Here is an 18,639-nt window from a genome sequence, read left to right on the forward strand (position 1 = left end):
GAGGAAGGAACAACCTTTCGGGGCACGCCCGGTTTTGTCTTGATTTGCCACCTGTGAGCCGGCACTGCTCTTGCACAATGGCCGACCCGAACCTATTCAATTCAAACTGAACCGTTCAGTTCAAGGATTGCCGAGATGATGACCCGGTTACTGTCGGCGTGGCACAACCGCTCTGGAAGGATCGCTGCGTGGCGACAGGGGGCGGCTGTCCTGTTCGCGCTGCTGACAGCGCCGGCGCTGTGGGCCGAACCCCCGCTGCCCGTTCCGGTGCTGACCGTGCAACCGGTCGAGAACCGCTCGGTCCTGTCCCTGTCCGGCGAGATTGTCGCCCGCGACGAAACCCGCCTGTCCTTTCCGATGGGTGGGCGGATTCTCGATGTCGCGGTGCGCGAAGGCGACCGGGTCGAGGCCGGGCAGGAACTGGCGCGACTCGAATCGGTGCAGCAGGAGCAGGCTCTGCGCGAAGCCGAGGCCGCGCTGGAAGCCGCGCTGGCCGATCTGCAGCAGGCGCGGGAGGAGTTTCGCCGACAGGACCAGTCGCTCCGGCGGGGGGCCACGACCCGCATTCGACGAGACGAGGCGGAACGGCGCTTCCGCATCGCCGAAGCCGGGGTGGATCAGGCACGGGCCAATCTGAACCGCGCGCAGAAGACTTATGACGACACGTTCCTGCGTGCGCCGGTGGCCGGGGTGGTGACCGACCGGCTGGCCGATCCCGGCGAGGTTGTCGCCGCTGCGCATCCGGTTCTCACGCTGGCCTCGGGCGAGGGGCTGGATGCCGTGTTCGACGCCCCCGAAACCCTACCGGCCGCCGCATTGTCGGACCCGGTGATCCGGCTGGAACTGATCGACAGGCCGGAGATTGCCTTTACCGGGCGACTGCGCGAGATTTCGCCTCTGGTCGATCCGCGCAAGGGCACCGTCCAGGTCAAGATCGGCGTTCGCGATGCGCCTGCCATCGTCCGGTTCGGAGATGCAGTGCGGGGCATGATCGAACTTCGCGGGCCCCCACGCATCAGGGTGCCGGCATCGGCGCTGTCCGCCATCGGCCACGGCCCCGCGGTCTGGATTCTGGACGAAACCGGCTCTGCGGTTCGGCCGGTGCCGATACGGATCGAACGGTTTTCCGACGGTGACGTGATCATCGCCGAAGGGCTGGCGCCGGGCGACAGGGTGGTGACCGGGGGCACGCAGCTTCTCTACCCCGGCCGGGCCGTGCGCGCACAGGAGGAAGGCCGATGAACCGCGCGATCATGCTTGCCCTTCTGCTGTTTTCCATCGGCACTCTGCCGGCGCTGGCCGACGGACATCCGCGCCCGGTCCTGAGCGAGATCGTCGGCGAACGGGCGCAGGCGGCGCGGAACTTCGTCGGCACCGTCACCGCCAGGGTCGAGGCCGATCTGGGCTTTCCCCTCTCGGGGACCATCGCCGACCGGCCGGTGGATCTGGGCAGCGTGGTCGAAGCCGGCGACATCCTGGCACGGCTCGACCCGGAATCGCTCGAGGCCGCGGTGTGGGCGGCGAAGGCCGGTGTCGTGGTGGCGGCGAACCGGAACAAGTCGGCTGCCGACGCCCTGAACCGGACCCGGACGCTGTTCCAACGTGGCGACCTGAGCAAATCACGACTGGAAGCGGCCGAACGCGAGGCCGTCGCGACCGAGGCGCGGCTGCGGCAGGCCCGCGCGGCGCTGGTGCAGGCGCAGGATCGGCTGACCTCGGCCGTCCTCCGCGCGCCCCATGACGGGGTCGTGACCCGGGTTTTTGCCGATCCCGGCGCGGCGGTGTCGGTCGGTCAGCCGGTGATACGACTGGCCGGCACCGGCGACCGCGAAGTGGTGATCGACCTGAGCGAAGCGGAACTGAGCGCCCTGCCCCCGGGCGCCGAACTGCTGGCGAGGCTTCTCGTGGCCGACGATCACGTGGCCCGCATCCGCCTGCGTTCGGTGGATCCGGTGACCGACAGTGACACCCGGACGCGCCGCGCGCATTTCGCCCTGATCGAAACCCCGCCCGAGTTCCGGCTGGGCGCACTGGTGCGGGTCGAACCGCCGGCATCCGGCGGCCGGGTGCTGACCTTGCCGGTGACGGCGCTGTTCGACGGTCCGCAGGGTCCGAGCGTCTGGATCGTCTCGGGGTCGGAGCGGAGGGTGCGCGCCGTGCCGGTGGAAACGGGTGCCGATCTGGGCGGGCGGATCGTCATCACCGCCGGGCTGAAGCCCGGCCAGGAGGTGGTGATCAAGGGCGTCCACTCCATCGAGGAAGGCCATCAGGTCGGCCCCCGCCTGACCGGCCCGGGAGAATGACAGGATGAAGACCCGTTTCAACCTTTCCGACTGGGCGCTGCGGCACAGGTCACTGGTCTGGTACCTGATGATCGTCAGCATGGCCGCCGGCATCATGGCCTATGTCGATATCGGCCGCGAGGAAGACCCCGACTTCACCATCAAGACCATGGTGATTTCCGCGGCGCTGCCGGGGGCCACTGTGGAAGAGACGCTCGACCAGGTGACCGAGCGGATCGAGAAGAAACTGCAGGAGGTGGACGAGCTCGACTTCACCAAGTCCGTCACCTGGCCGGGCCGGACCATCGTTTACGTGAATCTCCTGCCGACCACGCGGGGCGCGCGCATCCCCGCCATCTGGCAGCAGATCCGCAACATGATGAACGACATTCGCGGCGAGTTTCCGCCCGAATTCGCGGGCTTCCGGTTCAACGATCGGTTCGGCGACGTGTTCGGCAACCTCTACGCCTTTACCTCGGACGGGTTCTCCCCGCGCGAATTGCGCGACCTGGTCGAAGACGTGCGCCGCGAGATCGAACAGCTGGACGATGCCGGCAAGGTGGTCATCTACGGCGACCGCGAAGAGGTGATCTATCTGGACTTTTCGCCCGAGAAACTGGCCGCGCTCGGGGTCAACCAGCAACAGGTGCAGGCGACTCTGGCAGCGCAGAACGCCATCGTTCCGGCCGGGGTGATCGAAAGCGGGCCGGAACGGATACTGGTGCGCGTCGGCGGCCAGTTCGAAAGCGACAAGAGCCTTGAGGACGTGAACCTGCGGGTCGGCGACAGGTTCTTCCGTCTCACCGATGTCGCCACCATCCGGCGCGGCTACAAGAGCCCGGCCTCGGAGATCGTCCGCTATGACGGGCAGGAAGCGATCGGCCTGGGCGTGGGCATGCGCAAGGGTGCCAACATCATCGAATTCGGCAAGCAGCTGGACCGGGTGATCGAACGCGCCCGCGCCAACCTGCCGGTCGGGGTGGACATCCACAAGGTGTCGGATCAGCCGAAGATCGTCGAGGAAGCCGTGGGCCATTTCACCCGCGCGCTGGTCGAGGCGGTGGTGATCGTGATGCTGGTCAGCCTTGTCGCAGTGGGCCTGCGCGCAGGGCTGGTGGTGGTGGTGGCGGTGCCGCTGACGCTGGGGATCACCTTCGTGGTGATGTATTACACGGGCTTCACGCTGCAGCGGATTTCGCTGGGTGCGCTGATCATCGCGCTGGGCCTGCTTGTGGATGATGCGATGATCGCCGTCGAATCCATGATCTCGCGGCTGGAGAAGGGCGAAACCCGGCACGAGGCGGCCTCGTATGCGTGGCGCACCATCGCGCTGCCGATGCTGTCGGGAACGCTGATCACCACCGCCGGCTTCATCCCGATCGGGTTGAACAATTCGGCCGCCGGCGAGTTCACCTTCTCGCTGTTCGTGGTGATCGCCGTTTCGCTTCTGGTCAGCTGGATCGTGGCGGTGCTGTTCAGCCCGCTTCTGGGGGCCACCTTCCTGCCCCGCGCCCTGAAGCACGCGCATACGGGACCGGGGCGCGCCATGCGCGGCTTTCAGGCGGTGTTGCGGCTGGCGATGCGGTTTCGCTGGCTGACGGTGATCGCCACGCTGGCCGCCTTCGGTGCCAGCATCTACGGGATGCGATTCGTCGAACAGCAGTTCTTTCCCGACTCGGACCGGACCGAGCTCATCGTCAACATGACCCTGCCGCAGAATGCCTCGATCGCGGAAACCGACCGGCAGGTGGCGCGGATGGAGGCCGCGCTGAAGGGCCGCGGCGAAGTCGCCTACTGGTCGGCCTATGTGGGGCGTTCGGCCCCGCGCTTCCTGCTGCCGTTCGAGCCGAAGACACCGGCTCCCAATTTCGGGCAGATCGTGATCCAGACCACGGGGCTTGAGGCCCGCGACCGGTTGCGCGCGGATCTCAGGAAGATCGCCGCCGAAGACTTCGCCGGCATCGACGTTCTGGTGAAGCTGCTCGACATCGGCCCGCCGGTGGGCCGGCCGGTGCAATACCGGGTTTCGGGCCCCGATATCGACCGGGTGCGCGACCTGGGGCGCGAGCTTGCCGCCGTGATCGCCCGCGACGACCGGCTGGAAAGCATCGCGCTGGACTGGAACGCCCCGGCCCGGCAGGTGCGGGTCGAGATCTTCCAGGACAAGGCACGGCAGCTGGGCATTACCGCCCGCGACATCGCCACGGCACTTTACGCGATCTATGACGGGGTTGCCGTGACCCGGCTGCGCGATGCGACCTATCTCATCGATATCGTGGCGCGCGGCGAACGCGAGGCTGCCACGTCGATCGAGTCGATCCTCAACCTTCAGATCCACGTGCCCGGCATCGGCGCGATTCCGCTCTCCGGCATCGCCGAATTCCGCTTCGAAACCGAACAGCCGATGGTGATTCAGCGAAACCGGATGCCGACGGTGACGGTCGAGGCCGCGCTGGCCACATCCGACCAGCCGGCAACGGTGGTCCGCGACCTGGCGCCCGAGATCGAGGCCTTCCGCGCCCGCCTGCCCGAAGGCTACCGCGTCGAGCTGGGCGGCTCGGTCGAGAAAAGCGCCGAATCGCAGGCGCCCATCGCGGCCGTCGCGCCGCTGATGATCCTGATCATCGTCACGCTGGTGATGGTGCAGATGCAGAGCTTTCGCATCGCCTTCATCGTGCTGTCCGTGGCACCGCTGGGCCTGACCGGAGTGGTGGCGGCGCTGCTGGCGGCAAGGGCGCCGCTGGGCTTCGTGGCGATTCTCGGCGTTCTGGCGCTTGGCGGCATCCTGATCCGCAACTCGATCATCCTCGTGGACCGGATCGAAGCCCTGCGGGCCCGGGGCGTCGCCGCATGGGACGCGGTGTTCGAGGCAACCAGCACCCGCGCCCGGCCGATCGTGCTGACGGCGGCGGCGGCCAGCCTGGCCCTGATTCCGATCTCGCGGCAGGTGTTCTGGGGGCCGATGGCCTATGCGCTGATGGGCGGGATCATCGCCGGCACCGCGATCACCCTGATCTTCGCACCGGCACTCTATCTGGTGGTGTTCCGCGTGAAGCGGCCGTCATGAGCGCGCGACCGGCGTATATGCGAATCGTCCCGGCCACCGGAGACGGAACGAAGACGAGACTTGGCCGCGAGATCTTGCGCGGCGCTCTCCTCATGATTGCAGACACTTTCCCCTGCTGGAAGCCTTTTCGGGACAGTTCCCGCCGAATTTACCAAATCTCAGATTGACCCGTGACACGGGCCTAATTGCTCGTTAGAAATTCATTAACAATCTGTTTCTCGCGCTGCCGCGCATTTCATCGAGCCTATCAACCAGGGTCCGCAAGGGGATTTTTGAATGCTTCTTGCCGTTTTTTCCACCTTTGCCATCTCCCTGTTCGCCTGTTTCCTCGTCATTTTCTCCGGCAGGACCAGCGTGGGCACACATTTCCAGCGAACCGACCTGCTTGCCCGGCAGGCAGCCCATGTCAGACCGACACCGCGCATCGGCGGTCTGCCCCTGGCCGCGTCGGTGGTGCTTGTCTCGGTCCTGATCGGTTCGGGGCTGCTTGACCACCATTCCGCCGTCATCCTGTTCTCGGCTCTGCCGGTATTCCTTGTCGGCCTGCGCGAGGACATGTACCGCGACGTAAGCTCGAAGGCCCGTTACGGCGCCGCGATCCTGTCGGGGTTTCTCGCGCTTTCGCTGCTGGGCTTCTGGATCGACCGCGGCGCCCCGGACTGGTTCGGCGCACTCATGGCCGTTGCCCCGATCGGCATCGCCCTGACCGTCTTCACCACCGCCAGCTACAGCCATGCCTTCAACCTGATCGACGGGTTGAACGGGCTGTGCTCGGGCACGTCCATCCTGATTGCTTCGGGCCTGGCGGTCGTGGCCTTGCAATCCGGGCACCCGGAATTCGTGCCGCTGCTGATGATCATCGCGGCTGGCCTGAGCGGCTTCTTCCTGTGGAACTTCCCCTTCGGGCGCATCTTCCTCGGCGATGCCGGCGCCTATTCGATCGGGCATATCCTGTCCTGGATCGGGGTTGCGCTGATCGCCACCACCACCGATGTCTCGCCCTGGGCGATCATGCTCATCTTCTTCTGGCCGCTTGCGGATACGCTTTTTGCCATCTACCGGCGCGCGAGTTCGGGCCAGCCCATCGATCAGCCCGACCGGATGCATTTCCACCAGCTCGTGATGCGGGCCCTGCAGATGACGATCCTCGGCCGCAACGCCAGGGAAAAGGCCAACCCCCTGGCAACGCTTGCCCTTCTGCCGCTGATCGGCATCACCGTCGCAACCGGCGTCGTGTTCTGGGACAACGACGCCGCGGCCGGGATAGCACTGGTCGTCTATGCGGTTCTGTTCGTCGGCCTGCACCGCGTCCTTCGAATCGCCGCCCGGCAGATGCGCCTGCGCCTGGCCCGGCGGAGGGCCCGGACATGAGCGCCTCTCCCGGCGCCGGCCCGGCCCCCTTCTGGTGCCTCGCGCAGCTCAAGCCGAACGGCCTGAACCTCGCACTGAGGAACCTTGCCCGGCAGGGATTCGAGACCTTCGCGCCGCGGCTGACGATCACGCGCCGCCACGGGAAGCGGTTTCGCGGCGCCAAGACGCTGCTGTTTCCCGGCTACGTCTTCGTTGAAACCGGATCCTCCCCCGGCCGCTGGCGTGCGATCAACAGCACACTGGGCATCGCCCGCCTCGTCCGATTCGGCGACAGCGCCCCGGCGCGGATCTCGCCCGAGCTGATCGAGAGCCTGCGCCTGCGCTGCGACGAGGCCGGCCTGCTCCAGCCGATCGCGGAGCTGGAGGCGGGCGATCAGGTCAGACTTCTGCGCGGCCCGTTCGCGGATTTCGTCGCCACGGTCGAAAAGGTCGAACCCGACCGCCGGGTCTGGCTGCTGATCGACATGCTCGGCCGACAGACGCGGCTGGCCGCAGCCGTGGGGGACGTGACCGCGGCGTGATCCCGCTGCGCCCTTTGTGCAGCACTTTTGCCGCATGATCGCCCGAAACGGACACAAGTCTTTGTCTTTGCACAAGGTCATGGTAGGTTTTACCGGTGTGCCCGTGGGCAATCGGGCCGGGCAATTGTCTTTCATCGGCGAATTCGCCGAGCGGATGATCGCCAATTCCGATTTCCCGTGGGCCGGCAGAAAATACCGGCGCTCCGAAAAACATGCGGCAAAAGCATGACGGCGGGCCGGGGCAGGTTTTGAATCGAGATCGGGTAGAAAAGAAATATGAAGTGGAAAAATCTGGCTACGGCCCTGCTGCTGTCGGGCTGCGGTGCGGTCTATTTTTCGCCGCAGGTATCGGAGGGTGTCGATGAATCGGGCACGACGGTGCGGGTCGTGCCGCTGACGCCTGAAACGGTTCTGACTGCCAACAGCGAACCTTACGCGCCAAGACAACTTCCCGCTGCCTTCTTCGCCTCGGCCGGGAGCGCCGGGGGCATGAAGGGTGCCGGCGCCCTGCCCGATCCGGCCTATGCCCCCGAAACGCGCCCGCCCGCGCTGGAAACCCGCATCCCGCCCGAACCGGAACGTCGACCCTACCGCATTGGCGTCGAGGACGAATTGCGGCTGGCCACGCCCAAGACCGGCTCGACCGTCGAGGAACTCACCGGCCTTCTTGCCAAGGAAACCAGCCGCCAGGGCTATCGCGTGCAGGATGACGGAGCCATCTCGATCCCCGATGTCGGCCGCGTCATGGTCGCCGGCAAGACGCTGGAAGAGGCCGAGGACGCGATCTTCAACAAGCTTGTCGAGGTAGGGCTGAACCCGGTCTTCAGCCTCGAGGTGACGGGCTTCAACTCGCAGAAGGTGACCGTGGGCGGCGCGGTTACGAAACCCACCGTGGTGCCGATCCGGCTGTCTCCGCTGTCGCTGTCCGAGGCCCTGAACGCGGCCGGCGGCGTGGCGCTGAAGGATCTGGATTACGCATCCATCCGCATCTACCGGGACGGCAAGATCTATCAGATCCCGGTCAAGGAACTCTACCGGCGCGGCCAGTTGCAGAAGCTGACGCTGGTCGATGGCGACAGCATCTTCGTGGATACCGATTTCGAGATCGACAAGGCCGCAGGCTATTTCGAGCAGCAGATCCGGCTTGCCGAGTTCCGTCAGAAATCACGCAAGGACGCGCTGGACGCCCTGCGGACCGAGGTCGATCTTCGCCGCGCGCAGCTTGAAGAACTGCGCCGGAACTTCAAGGAACAGCTGGAACTGGACGCGATCGAGCGCGACTATGTCTATATCGCCGGAGAGGTGAACGAACAGACCCGGCTGCCGCTGCCCTTCAACCGCAAGGCGACGCTGGCCGATGCGCTCTACAAGGATGGCGGCGGGATCTTCACCCGCACCGGTGACCCGCGGCAGATCTACGTCCTGCGCGCCTCGTCCAACCCGGCGGAACTGGGCAGTGTCACCGCCTGGAAGCTGGACGCAACCAATGCCGGCAACCTGATACTTGCCACGCGGATGGAGCTGCGGCCCAACGATATCGTGTTCGTGGCCGAACAGCCGATCACCCGCTGGAACCGTGTCCTGACCCAGCTTGGGCCGTCGATCGTGACCAACGCGGTCGCCTCGGCCGCAAATTGACGACAGGGGCGGTGACCAACAGAAATGGGCCCGGCGGTTTCCGCCGGGCCCTTTGCGTTCATCCGGTCCTTCCGGATGTGCGGCTCAGTTGTTGTAGTATTTTCGCCCGTATCCGGCATAGGCGCCATACTTGCCGCCATAGCCATAGCGCTTCATCCCCTTGGCGCTGATCTGGTTCAGCACGAGACCCGACGGGCGAATGTTCACCGATTCGAACATGCGGATGGCCTCGACGATCTGGCCGGTCTCGGTCGAATCCCATTTCACCGAGAACACGATGGCATCCACCTGCTGGGCGATGGTGCGCGCATCGGGCACCACCAGAACCGGGGGCGTGTCGATCACGATAACGTCGTAGAGGCCCCGCGCCTCTTCAATCAGTTGCGCAAACCGGTCCGAGGAAAAGATGTCGGCGGCGTTCACGCTGGTCTTTTCGGCGCGCAGGACATCGGCATTGACCAGTTGCGACCGCTGCACCACCTCGCTCAGCGCCCTGTTGCCGGTCAGAACCGTCAGCAGCCCCTCGCCCGATGCGGTTTCGGGCAGGTAGCGCGAGAAAACCTGCCGGCGCAGGTCGCCTTCGATCACAAGCACCCGCCTGCCGAGACCAGCAAAGCTTTGCGCCAGGCCCAGCGTGAGCGTGGTCTTGCCCTCGCCCGGAACCGACGAGGTCAGCATGATGACCCGTGGCGGCGAATCCACGTCGGAATAGAGGATCGAGGTGCGCAGGTTGCGGATTGCCTCGGTCCCCGCCGAGGACGGCTTGGCCGCGAGATACTCGATCTGGCTGCGCCGCCGGCCACCGGGAATGATGGGCACCTGCCCCAGCACCGGCAGCCCGGTCAGGCGTTCCAGTTCCTCGGCGGTGCGCACCGTCCGATTGGTCATCTCGCGCAGCAGCACCAGCCCCGCGCCCAGCATGAAGCCAAGCACCGCCGAGAGCGCCAGAACCATCGACTTGCGCGGCGCCGACGGCACTGCGGGCACCACCGCCTCGGACAGGATGCGGCTGTCGGCCTTCTGGATCCCCTGCTGGGCCGAGGTTTCCTGCAACCGGCCGAGGAAATATTCATAGACCGACCGCAGCGCCTCGGCCTTGCGGGTCAGCTGTTCGAGTTGCACCAGGTCCTGCGACTGTTCCTTGATCCGCGCCTCGATATCCGTAACCGCGGCGGTCAGGCTTTCGATCTGCGTCTTCGTGCGCGCGACCGAGCCGCGCAGATTGTTCATCAACGCCATGTAGCGGCTGGTGAACAGGCGGTCGGGAAGATCCGCCGTGGGCGCGAATTCGCCCGCCGCGCCGGCCGCGGCCCGTTCCATCGCCTGCCGGTCCTTCGTCTCCCATGCCGCCTCCAGCGCCGCCAGCGTCCGTTCCTCTCCGGCGAGCGCCGCCTTCAGCTTCTCGACCCGCTCGCGCGTGTCCTTGGCCTGCCGGTTCATTGCCTCCAGCGCCTCGCGGCTGATCAGCTCGGTGCGCGCGTTGAATTCCTTGACCGCGGTCTCGGCCTCGGCCAGATCGCGTTCCAGAACCGTCACCCGCTGCGCCAGCCAGTCGGTGGCCTTCTGGGTCGCCTCGAATTTCACGTCGAGCTGGTTGAGAATGTAGAGATCCGCAAGCCGGTTCGCGATCTCGGCCGATTTCTTCGGCTCTTCCGTGGTCACGTCGATCTTGAAGACATAGCTGTTGCGGATGTTGGATACGTTGATCTTTTCCAGCACGCTGCTGACCGTGCCTTCGAGGATCTCGGCCTCGGTCGGCTCGGGCTCAGGCGGGGGCGGGCCAAGGATCAGGCCCCGAACCAGACCCTTCACGGCGCCGACCGAAAAGCGCGGCTCTTCCTTCAGGAGCGCATTGAATTCCGGATCCTTCGTCAGGTCGAGCGCCTGCACCAGCTTGCGTGCCAGTCCGCGCGACTTGAGCACTTCCAACTCGGTATTGATGCTGGCCTGATCGCCCGAAAGCCCCGAAACCACGCTTTCGAAATCGATCACCTGCGACTGGCGCGAATCCAGCGCCACCGACGCCGTCGCGGTATAGACCGGCACCGCGGCCACATAGGCATAGTATCCACCAATGAAAATGGCGACAGCGGTCATCAGGCCGATGAACCATTTGCCGCGCCAGAGCGTCCGGAACAGCTGCCCCAGATCAATCTCGTCGTCGTCCTCCACCGTGGCGGCAGAGAGCGTGGCGGGCATCCGTCGCACCTCCATCCCGTCCCCGGCGTCGGCGGTGCGACGGGGACCGTGGCGTTTCAGTTCGTTCTCAATATTCACCGAAAATTTCCTGCGTCAAAGGGGTCTCGATCCGAGGCGAACGCCGGCTGCCTCCTGCCCGCGCCGCAGTTGAATCTGTAATGGATCGGCACCGGCAAGGCCAGCATTTTGCCACGATCCGGAAAACAAGGGTTGCCTTGTGTCGAGATCGTGCAACCTGTATTTGCGATGGGGACACTGGCGGCAGCAGCATCCGGAAAAGGGGCATGTCCATGCGCGGCATCCTGAAGCGGGTTTTCACAGCAGAGGGCGAAGAGCCTCCAACCGGGTTTCACGCCCCGCTCTCGGTGGAACGGCCTTGCTATTACATCGGCGACATCCACGGCAACGAGAAGGCACTGAAGAACCTTCTGCGGGCGCTGGAAACCGATGCCGGCAGGCCCGAGCGGGTCGAGCTCGTCCTCCTGGGCGATTACGTCGACCGCGGCGACAATTCCCGCGACGTGCTGGAATGGCTGTTCGAAATCTCCTGCGCCGCGCCCGGCTCGGTCACCATGCTGAAGGGCAACCATGAACGGATGCTGCTCGACTTCCTCGACGACCCCGCAGCCAACGGGCCGTTCTGGCTGGCCAATGGCGGGCTGCAGACGCTGGCAAGTTTCGGCATCGGCGGGCTGACGGAAAACTCGGGCGAGCGGCTGCTGGTGCAAGCCGCCGACACGCTGGCCATCGCACTGACGCCGCGGGTCATCGACTGGCTGCGCAAACTGCCCACCATCCACCGCAACGGCAACCTCGCCGCCGTTCACGCGGGCGCCGACCCGGCCCTGCCACTGGAACTGCAATCCGAGCGGACGCTGACCTGGGGCCATTCCGATTTCAGCCGGGTTGCGCGCGGCGACGGGCAATGGATCATCCACGGCCACACCACCCATGTCCACCCGCAGGTCACCGACGGCCGCATCGCCATCGATACCGGCGCCTATCATTCCGGCGTGCTCACCGCCGCCTTCGTCGAACCCGACGCGCCGGTCCGTTTCGTGGACAGCCGCGCGGGAGCCACCGACTGACGAAGGCCCCTACTCCTCCGCCGCCACCTGCGGAACAAGCAGCCGCTGCACCGGCTCCAGCGCCCAGATCCGCACCCGCACGAAGGATCCGTCAACCAGCAGGCAGGTGTCATTGGCGAAGGTCACCCGAACCGAAATCGAACCGGTCCGCGAATCGATCCGGTTGTCGATGAAGGCGATCTTCCCGGTTTTCTCCAGCACCGTCCCCCATCTGGCCTCAATCCTCAAACTGAAAACGAACTGTTTCCAAATTAAAGACAATAACTCCCCTGGCTTTGAGCCGCGCGCGAATCATGCGACGCTGCCCGCCTGTACAGTTTCGGGGGTAAGTAACAATGTTTCGTTCTCTGTATCTATCGGCCATGGGGTTGAGTATCTACCTGATGTCCGCCGGCGAGGTTCTGGCGCGGCATGAGGGCGTGCGCCATTTCCGCTATTTCCGGATCCGTCTGCTCGACGGGAACTACCAGGGCGGAGCAACGCGCCGTCAGGTTCCGGAAATCGACGCGTCCACCGGCCTGCTGGCGATGGCAGCGGTGGTGGCAATGCTGCTGCTGGCCTGGGAAATCCGCCGGCGCCGCCTGGCGGCCGCGCGCTCCTGACCTGACACCAGGGCTCAGATAAGGCTCCAGTCGCCGGCGACCAGCGCGGCGGCTGCGACGATTGCGTTGGCCACCATGTGGCTGACGATCGCGTCCTTGAGTTCGCCCCGGCGCAGCGTCACCCAGGCGAAAAGCAGCCCCGCGAGGCCGGCCTCGACGATCCGGCCATGCAGCAGCGCGAAGGCCAGTGACGACACCACCACGGCGATGGCCCGCGCCAGCGGCCCGCCGATGTCCAACCGCGTGAGCAGATAACCCCGGAAGAACGCCTCTTCGACAATCGGCACGATCACGATGGTGCCGAGCACGCGGAAGACCGCCCACAGCACGAAGGCCGTGGAGCCAAGGGTTCCGATCCCGACCAGAACTTCTGCATTGGGCTGGGCCGTGAGCACCCATCCCGCCCCGATGACGACGCCTGCCGCGATGGCGAAGGGGTCGATCCCGGCGGCGGATCGGGTGCCGGGCCGAAACAGGCCGCGCCGGAACATCCAGATGACGACCGCCATGACGATCATCTGGAAGGGATAGCCGAGTTCGGGATAAAGCACGAAGGCGTTCACCGCCACGCCGGTCAGCATGAACAGGATGAACGGCACGATGCGTGCTGCGGCCCAATCCTCGGTAATCGGCGCGACATCGGCGGCAGCCGCCGCTTCCGCCACGTCCTCGCGCAGGACCCAGGACGAGGCCTGCACCACCAGAAGGATGCCGAAGGCGATGATCGCGAAGAAGAACCAGCCGGCAAAGCTGTGAAACCCGTTCTCGGCCAGGTCGGGAGAGATCCACGCGCCGATCATGATCAGCGCGGCGATGCGGATGATGTTGAACGTCCAGCTGGCCAGCAGAGCCAGCGGCCAGACCACCAGCCAGTAGCGCCCGGGCCTGATCATGCCGCGCATCAGCAGCGCATAGATCGCCATGAACCCGGTCACCAGCGCAAATCCCTCGACCCCGGAACAGCTGTCGGCAATCTCGACGATGAATTCGTCGATCCCGATCATCCGCGGGGTATATCCGATCAGCACCTCGTTTCCGGTCATGCCCAGCACGAAGGCAACGCCATAGAAGGCGGTCTTGACGAGAAAATCGAGCGCCCAGGCATATCCCAGCACCGACGCCAGGTCGGGGATGAGCGCAGCCACCGCGACGATCACCAGCAGCGCCCCCTGCCCCGCGCGCAGCACATCGCGCCAGTCGCGCGCCGGCATCAGCCACATCAGCGCCCCCGCAGCCGCCATCAGCCCGCCCGTGGACAGCGTTGCGAACAGCAGCGGGAAGGCCTCGTCCAGGCGCGACTGGTCCGCCAGCAGCCAGGGCACGAATATCAGTGCCACGCCGGCAAGGTGCAGCGCCGCCCACCCGGCCCTGCGGTCGCCCCTGCCCGTACGTTCCAGAACCAGTTGCCGCAGATCCTTGCGCACCCACAGAAACAGCCCCAGCGCCACGAACACGCAAAAACCGCGTATCACCGCGCTGCGCAGCCCCCGGCAGGCAAACTCGATGCTCGTCTGCCGACACTCGAAGTCCGAAAAGACCTGAAACAGGAAGACGGCGGCCACCAGTTCGGCCACCAACAACACCGCCAGGATCTGGATCCTGCCACTCATGAAACCGCGCGGCTCCCGTCTTGCCTCTGGCATCATGAATGCACGTTCCTGCGCCGGAAAAAAGGCGGGAAAATGATAAAAGCGGGTTAGCCCCCTGCGCAGGCGAAACCCGGCGGCCGGCGCTTCGATGGCCGGCGCCGGGTTCCGGAACGCCCGCGCCCCGGCCTCAGATCAGCACGAGGTCGTTGAGCAGGTTGTTCTCGCTGCCGAGCCCGACAATGGTCAGGACATTGCCGCCTCCGAAATCGAGCACCACGTCTCCGCCGCCGGTGGTCGTGGCAAAGTTGCTGATGACCTGCGCCTTGGTCATGCCGCCGCCCCAGAGCGACTGGTCCAGCTTCAGCACGTCGATGTCGTCGGCAAAATCCATGATCACATCCTTGCCGCCACCGGCCTTGAACAGGAACGCATCCACCCCGTTGCCGCCGAACAGGCGGTCATTGCCGCCGCCGCCATCCAGCACGTCCTTGCCACCGCCGCCCTTGAGCACGTCCTTGCCCTGGCCACCGATCAGCCGGTCGGCCTGACCGCCACCGAACAGCCTGTCATTGCCGCCGCCGCCGAACAGACGGTCGTTGCCGCCCTGACCGCTCAGCCTGTCGGCGCCGGCCATCCCCTTGACGAGATCGCGCCCGGCGCCGCTGAGCACTTCGTCCTTGCCCGCGGTGCCGGTGATCCTGTCCCTGCCGGCGCCGGTCAGGACCTTCTCGAAATTCACGAAGGACTCGCCCAGGATCTGGGTGTTGCCTGACGCCATCGAATAGACGTAGTTCCCGGCAAAGCCGCGCAGGTCCAGCGTATCGAACCCGGCGCCGCCGTCCATCGTCTCCACCGCCGTGCCCGACGCGACCATCAGATCGTCGCCGCCGTTGCCGAAATAGCTGTTGCCATCGACACCGCCGGCGGCGCGGATCTCGTTGCCGCCCGATCCGTCCCGATAGACCTCGATCCCGGCAAGGGTCGGCGTGCCCACGGCATTGGTCGTGACGATCTGCCCGGCGTCGAAGTCGAACACGTCTCCCGACCAGGAGACCGCGGAATGATCGAGCGTATCGACCCCCGCCCCCCCATCGACATTGTCGAAATACTCGTCCTGTTCGACGATGATGAGATCGTCCCCGTTGCCGCCATTGACGACATCGGTCGAGAGCCCGCCCCGCAGCGTGTCGTTGCCGTCGCCGCCGTTGAGCGTGTCGGCACCTAAACCGCCCGAGAAATCATTGTCGTAGTTGCCGACACCCGAGATCACGTTGCCGGTCGCGTTGCCGATCACCCTGTGGGCGCCGGTGACCGAAACGTTCTCGAACCCGGTCAGGGTGGCGATGATGTCGGAGCCCGAGCGGAACTCGCCAGCGGCCAGATCGACCACATGCGGCGCCAGGGCGGCACTGGTCACCAGGAAGGTGTCGGTGCCGCTGCCGCCGTCATAGCTGTCGGCATTGGCCGGATCGCTGGTGTCGAGATCGTAATAGACCTTGTCGTTGCCGGCGCCGGCGTCGATCACGTTGGCCCCGGCATCCCCGGTCAGGCTGTCATTTCCGGCCGCGCCGATGATGTTCTCGATTCCGTTCACGGTGGCATTGACCGGAGTGATAATGATCGGTGGAATGATGAAGTCCGACGCGGCGCCGCCCGCTCCCAGGATGAACGGCGACCAGCTGAAGGTGCCGGTGCCGAGGTTCACCGTGTAGCCCGACGTCAGGGTGGACAGGTCCAGCGTATCTATCCCCGCGCCGCCATCATAGACTTCGCCGTCATCGATACCGCTGCTGTCGCTGCTGGCACGCAGGGTATCGTCGCCGGCGCCGCCATAGAGCCGGTCAACCCCGCCCTCGCCGGTGATCAGGTCACTGCCCCCGCCCCCGCGCAGCACGTTGTTGCCGGAACTTCCGGTGATGTTGTCACCGCCGCCGGCACCGACCACGTTCTCGATGCCGATCATGCTGGCCGTGATGGTGATTGGCAGGATCACCCCCGACCATTGCAGATCTCCGGTGGTCAGGTTGATGGTGTAGCCGGAACTGGTCATCACCGACATGTCGATCGTGTCGGTGCCGCTGCCGCCGCTGTAGACCTCGCCCTGGCTGATGCCGGCGCTGCCGGGGCCAAGCACGTCATTGCCGCTGCCGCCATAGGAATTGTCGATGCCGGCACCGCCGGTCAGCGTATCGTCGCCGGCCCCGCCCGAAAGCGTGTCGTTCCCGTCCCCACCATCCAGTGCGTCATTGCCATCATAGCCCCACAGATAGTTGGCATTGGCATCGCCCGTGATGTTGTCGTTTCCGCCGGCGCCCCAGACGTTCTCGATATTGCTCAGCGTGGCGGTGATCACGCCCGGCGCGGCCACGCCCGCCCCCTCTCCCGGCAGAACGATGATCGGGAAGAAATACTTCACGAAGCCCGAGGCAAGATCGATGGTATATCCCGTCGTCAGGTCGGTCATGTCCAGATAATCGGTGTCGGCGCCCCCGTCATAGATGTCGCCTTCGTCGATGCCGCCCTGACCGGGTTTCAGAACATCGACGCCGGAACCGCCGTAAAGGCTGTCCACCCCGTCATCCCCGGCCAGCACGTCGTTTCCGGACCCGCCGGACAGGTAGTCATCGCCATTTCCGCCGTTCAGCCGGTCGTTGTCGGCGCTGCCATACAGCGTGTCGTTGCCGCCCCCCCCCGACAGGGAGTCGTTGCCGGTGGAGCCGTAGAGCGTATCCATTCCGGCCCCGCCATTGAGCGTGTCGTTTCCGCTCAGCCCGTACAGCCTGTCATTTCCGGCATTGCCGGTCAGCGTGTTGGCGGCCGTGTTGCCAAAGATGCTGTCATTGCCCGACCCGCTCACCGCGTTCTCGATGGTCACGCCGCGGGCAATGATTATGTTGTTGATCTTGCCGTAGACGCTCGACATCTGCTCGGCGCCCAGCCGGATCGTCTGATCGCCCGTGTAGCCGGAATAGTTGAGCGTATCGATTCCGCCGGTGTCATATATGGTGACGGTCGGGAAGTTGGTGAAACTGGTCCCATAGGACGGCCGGCCCGTGTTGTTCCCGTCCCCATAGACCGTATTCCCGGTCCGAACCGAGGGACTCGTCCCGTAAAGGTTCTGAATGGCGATGATGTCCACCAGTTGCGGTGTCAGCACGCGGGCCCACGAGCCGGTGATCGCCGTGTTTTCGTCCTGGTTGAAATAGGACATCACCGACAGCTGCCACGAATCATTGGTATAAAGGGCGTCATCGGGATAGGTGGCCGTAAAGTTGTAGGGCCCCTGATGGCCCAGACCAAGGGCATGGCCGATCTCGTGAATGTAGGTCTGGAACCGGTAGCTATCCAGGGTTGCCGTCTGTCCCCCGCCCCAATCCTGATCGACCTTGATCGTCGCGGAATCGATTGTCGAGCCCGACGTGCTCATGGAGGTGACGGCCTTGCCATTCGTGGTCGTCTTGAACCTGATGTCGGCTGAACCGCTTGTTTCGGTAAAGCTCAGGCCAGAAACGTCCGACCACAGCTCCAGCGCCTGCCGCACCAGAGACTTGTCGTTGGCGCTCAGATTGGTGATGTTGACCGTGATGTTGGTGTGATCGAACTTTCGCAGGCTCCAATAGCCGCTCGTCAGATAACTCGCAAGAGTGTCATAGCTGGCCCAGGTTGGCATGGCGAATCCTCCATCATGGACGAATCGCTGCACCGGCATGGAAATCGTGAACCCGTTTCCCCGGCATCAGCCTCCTCGTCCGGGAATGCAAACTCGTTACGCGACAACTCTAACCCGATCCGACATTCAGGCAAAACGGAAACGGGCCCCGCCACCTGCCGCGCCGGTTCCCGCCCGTTCCGCACCCTCCCGCGGGCAGGGAATGACCGGTTGGGCAGGACATGCGCGGCCTTTCCGATTCTTCCGCCTAACGGACATAATTTGGTCACTATTTCACGCCATGATCGCGATGAGTCCGATAACCGGGACGCACGAATTTTATGGAACGATTACCGCAAGAAGATCACAGGCTGATGTGAACGAAAGGGCCGAAACCGATGCGCATTCTCGCTGTCGATGACGACACCATCATCCTCCAGCTGCTGGAGGAAATCCTGAAGAATGCCGGCTATCCCGAGTTTCAGTCGGCGACCTCCGGTCCCGAGGCGCTAGAGATCATCAACGCCGATCCCGAAGGGTTCGACTGCTTCCTTCTCGACATCCAGATGCCTGAAATGGACGTGACCTGCCCCCCGCCAACGCCCGCATTTTGAAGTAGAGTCTGCCCGATCA

General features: G+C 65.0%; 14 protein-coding genes. 10 read left to right on the plus strand and 4 right to left on the minus strand.

Annotated elements, in window-relative coordinates:
• The first annotated feature begins 135 nt into the window (after nucleotides 1–135).
• From ACZ5CM_RS16700 to ACZ5CM_RS16730, 7 genes are all read left to right on the plus strand, one after another.
• Nucleotides 136–1,242 carry an efflux RND transporter periplasmic adaptor subunit gene (locus ACZ5CM_RS16700; RefSeq protein ID WP_464642810.1) on the plus strand — a complete coding sequence of 369 codons (1,107 nt, stop codon included), beginning with the start codon at nucleotides 136–138 and terminating at the stop codon, nucleotides 1,240–1,242.
• Entirely contained in the window at nucleotides 1,239–2,303 is a 1,065-nt protein-coding gene (locus tag ACZ5CM_RS16705) for an efflux RND transporter periplasmic adaptor subunit (RefSeq protein ID WP_464642811.1), read from the plus strand. The genes ACZ5CM_RS16700 and ACZ5CM_RS16705 overlap by 4 nt, the downstream gene beginning before the upstream one ends.
• Before the next feature lie 4 nt (nucleotides 2,304–2,307).
• Nucleotides 2,308–5,349, plus strand: coding sequence for an efflux RND transporter permease subunit (locus ACZ5CM_RS16710; RefSeq protein WP_464642812.1), 3,042 nt, complete (start codon nucleotides 2,308–2,310; stop codon nucleotides 5,347–5,349).
• Between the two features lie 276 nt (nucleotides 5,350–5,625).
• On the plus strand, nucleotides 5,626–6,720 hold the full coding sequence (locus ACZ5CM_RS16715; RefSeq protein ID WP_464642815.1) for a glycosyltransferase family 4 protein: 1,095 nt from the start codon (nucleotides 5,626–5,628) through the stop codon (nucleotides 6,718–6,720).
• Nucleotides 6,717–7,241: a transcription termination/antitermination protein NusG gene (gene nusG, locus ACZ5CM_RS16720; RefSeq protein WP_464642817.1), complete on the plus strand. Its 525-nt coding sequence runs from the start codon at nucleotides 6,717–6,719 to the stop codon at nucleotides 7,239–7,241. The genes ACZ5CM_RS16715 and nusG overlap by 4 nt, the downstream gene beginning before the upstream one ends.
• 34 nt (nucleotides 7,242–7,275) lie before the next feature.
• Nucleotides 7,276–7,470 carry a hypothetical protein gene (locus ACZ5CM_RS16725; protein ID WP_464642819.1) on the plus strand — a complete coding sequence of 65 codons (195 nt, stop codon included), beginning with the start codon at nucleotides 7,276–7,278 and terminating at the stop codon, nucleotides 7,468–7,470.
• Between the two features lie 47 nt (nucleotides 7,471–7,517).
• Entirely contained in the window at nucleotides 7,518–8,879 is a 1,362-nt protein-coding gene (locus ACZ5CM_RS16730) for a polysaccharide biosynthesis/export family protein (protein WP_464642821.1), read from the plus strand.
• An 84-nt stretch (nucleotides 8,880–8,963) separates the two neighbouring features.
• On the opposite strand, the gene ACZ5CM_RS16735 is transcribed toward ACZ5CM_RS16730, so the two are convergent.
• The gene (locus ACZ5CM_RS16735; protein WP_464642823.1) at nucleotides 8,964–11,156 is read right to left on the minus strand and encodes a polysaccharide biosynthesis tyrosine autokinase; all 2,193 of its coding nucleotides are present in this window, start codon (nucleotides 11,154–11,156) and stop codon (nucleotides 8,964–8,966) included.
• A gap of 206 nt (nucleotides 11,157–11,362) precedes the next feature.
• On the opposite strand from ACZ5CM_RS16735, the gene ACZ5CM_RS16740 reads away from it, so the two are divergent.
• A complete protein-coding gene (locus ACZ5CM_RS16740; protein ID WP_464642824.1) occupies nucleotides 11,363–12,166 on the plus strand; it encodes a metallophosphoesterase family protein in 804 nt (267 codons plus the stop codon).
• 9 nt (nucleotides 12,167–12,175) lie between these two features.
• Here the strand turns inward: ACZ5CM_RS16740 and ACZ5CM_RS16745 are convergent, their stop codons facing one another.
• Complete coding sequence (locus ACZ5CM_RS16745; protein ID WP_464642826.1) at nucleotides 12,176–12,367, minus strand: hypothetical protein; 192 nt, start codon at nucleotides 12,365–12,367, stop codon at nucleotides 12,176–12,178.
• A gap of 134 nt (nucleotides 12,368–12,501) precedes the next feature.
• On the opposite strand from ACZ5CM_RS16745, the gene ACZ5CM_RS16750 reads away from it, so the two are divergent.
• Nucleotides 12,502–12,768 (plus strand): VPEID-CTERM sorting domain-containing protein, encoded by a 267-nt coding sequence (locus ACZ5CM_RS16750; RefSeq protein WP_464642827.1) that lies wholly within the window; start codon nucleotides 12,502–12,504, stop codon nucleotides 12,766–12,768.
• 14 nt (nucleotides 12,769–12,782) lie between these two features.
• On the opposite strand, the gene xrtE is transcribed toward ACZ5CM_RS16750, so the two are convergent.
• Together xrtE and ACZ5CM_RS16760 are read right to left on the minus strand one after the other, a co-directional pair.
• Nucleotides 12,783–14,378 (minus strand): exosortase E/protease, VPEID-CTERM system, encoded by a 1,596-nt coding sequence (xrtE, locus tag ACZ5CM_RS16755; RefSeq protein ID WP_464642829.1) that lies wholly within the window; start codon nucleotides 14,376–14,378, stop codon nucleotides 12,783–12,785.
• A 166-nt stretch (nucleotides 14,379–14,544) separates the two neighbouring features.
• Nucleotides 14,545–18,027 (minus strand): M10 family metallopeptidase C-terminal domain-containing protein, encoded by a 3,483-nt coding sequence (locus ACZ5CM_RS16760; RefSeq protein WP_464642830.1) that lies wholly within the window; start codon nucleotides 18,025–18,027, stop codon nucleotides 14,545–14,547.
• A 377-nt stretch (nucleotides 18,028–18,404) separates the two neighbouring features.
• Between ACZ5CM_RS16760 and ACZ5CM_RS16765 the strand changes: the two genes are divergently transcribed.
• Nucleotides 18,405–18,620 carry a response regulator gene (locus tag ACZ5CM_RS16765; protein WP_464642832.1) on the plus strand — a complete coding sequence of 72 codons (216 nt, stop codon included), beginning with the start codon at nucleotides 18,405–18,407 and terminating at the stop codon, nucleotides 18,618–18,620.
• Nucleotides 18,621–18,639: the final 19 nt, after the last annotated feature.

Source organism: Piezobacter thermophilus (assembly GCF_055386745.1).

Excerpts from the sequence above, each read along its gene's own strand:
- ACZ5CM_RS16700 (WP_464642810.1), top strand. The coding sequence starts at position 136 with ATGATGACCCGGTTACTGTCGGCGTGGCACAACCGCTCTGGAAGGATC.
- ACZ5CM_RS16705 (WP_464642811.1), top strand. The coding sequence starts at position 1,239 with ATGAACCGCGCGATCATGCTTGCCCTTCTGCTGTTTTCCATCGGCACT.
- ACZ5CM_RS16710 (WP_464642812.1), top strand. The coding sequence starts at position 2,308 with ATGAAGACCCGTTTCAACCTTTCCGACTGGGCGCTGCGGCACAGGTCA.
- ACZ5CM_RS16715 (WP_464642815.1), top strand. The coding sequence starts at position 5,626 with ATGCTTCTTGCCGTTTTTTCCACCTTTGCCATCTCCCTGTTCGCCTGT.
- nusG (WP_464642817.1), top strand. The coding sequence starts at position 6,717 with ATGAGCGCCTCTCCCGGCGCCGGCCCGGCCCCCTTCTGGTGCCTCGCG.
- ACZ5CM_RS16725 (WP_464642819.1), top strand. The coding sequence starts at position 7,276 with ATGATCGCCCGAAACGGACACAAGTCTTTGTCTTTGCACAAGGTCATG.
- ACZ5CM_RS16730 (WP_464642821.1), top strand. The coding sequence starts at position 7,518 with ATGAAGTGGAAAAATCTGGCTACGGCCCTGCTGCTGTCGGGCTGCGGT.
- ACZ5CM_RS16740 (WP_464642824.1), top strand. The coding sequence starts at position 11,363 with ATGTCCATGCGCGGCATCCTGAAGCGGGTTTTCACAGCAGAGGGCGAA.
- ACZ5CM_RS16750 (WP_464642827.1), top strand. The coding sequence starts at position 12,502 with ATGTTTCGTTCTCTGTATCTATCGGCCATGGGGTTGAGTATCTACCTG.
- xrtE (WP_464642829.1), bottom strand. The coding sequence starts at position 14,378 with ATGAGTGGCAGGATCCAGATCCTGGCGGTGTTGTTGGTGGCCGAACTG.
- ACZ5CM_RS16760 (WP_464642830.1), bottom strand. The coding sequence starts at position 18,027 with ATGCCAACCTGGGCCAGCTATGACACTCTTGCGAGTTATCTGACGAGC.
- ACZ5CM_RS16765 (WP_464642832.1), top strand. The coding sequence starts at position 18,405 with ATGCGCATTCTCGCTGTCGATGACGACACCATCATCCTCCAGCTGCTG.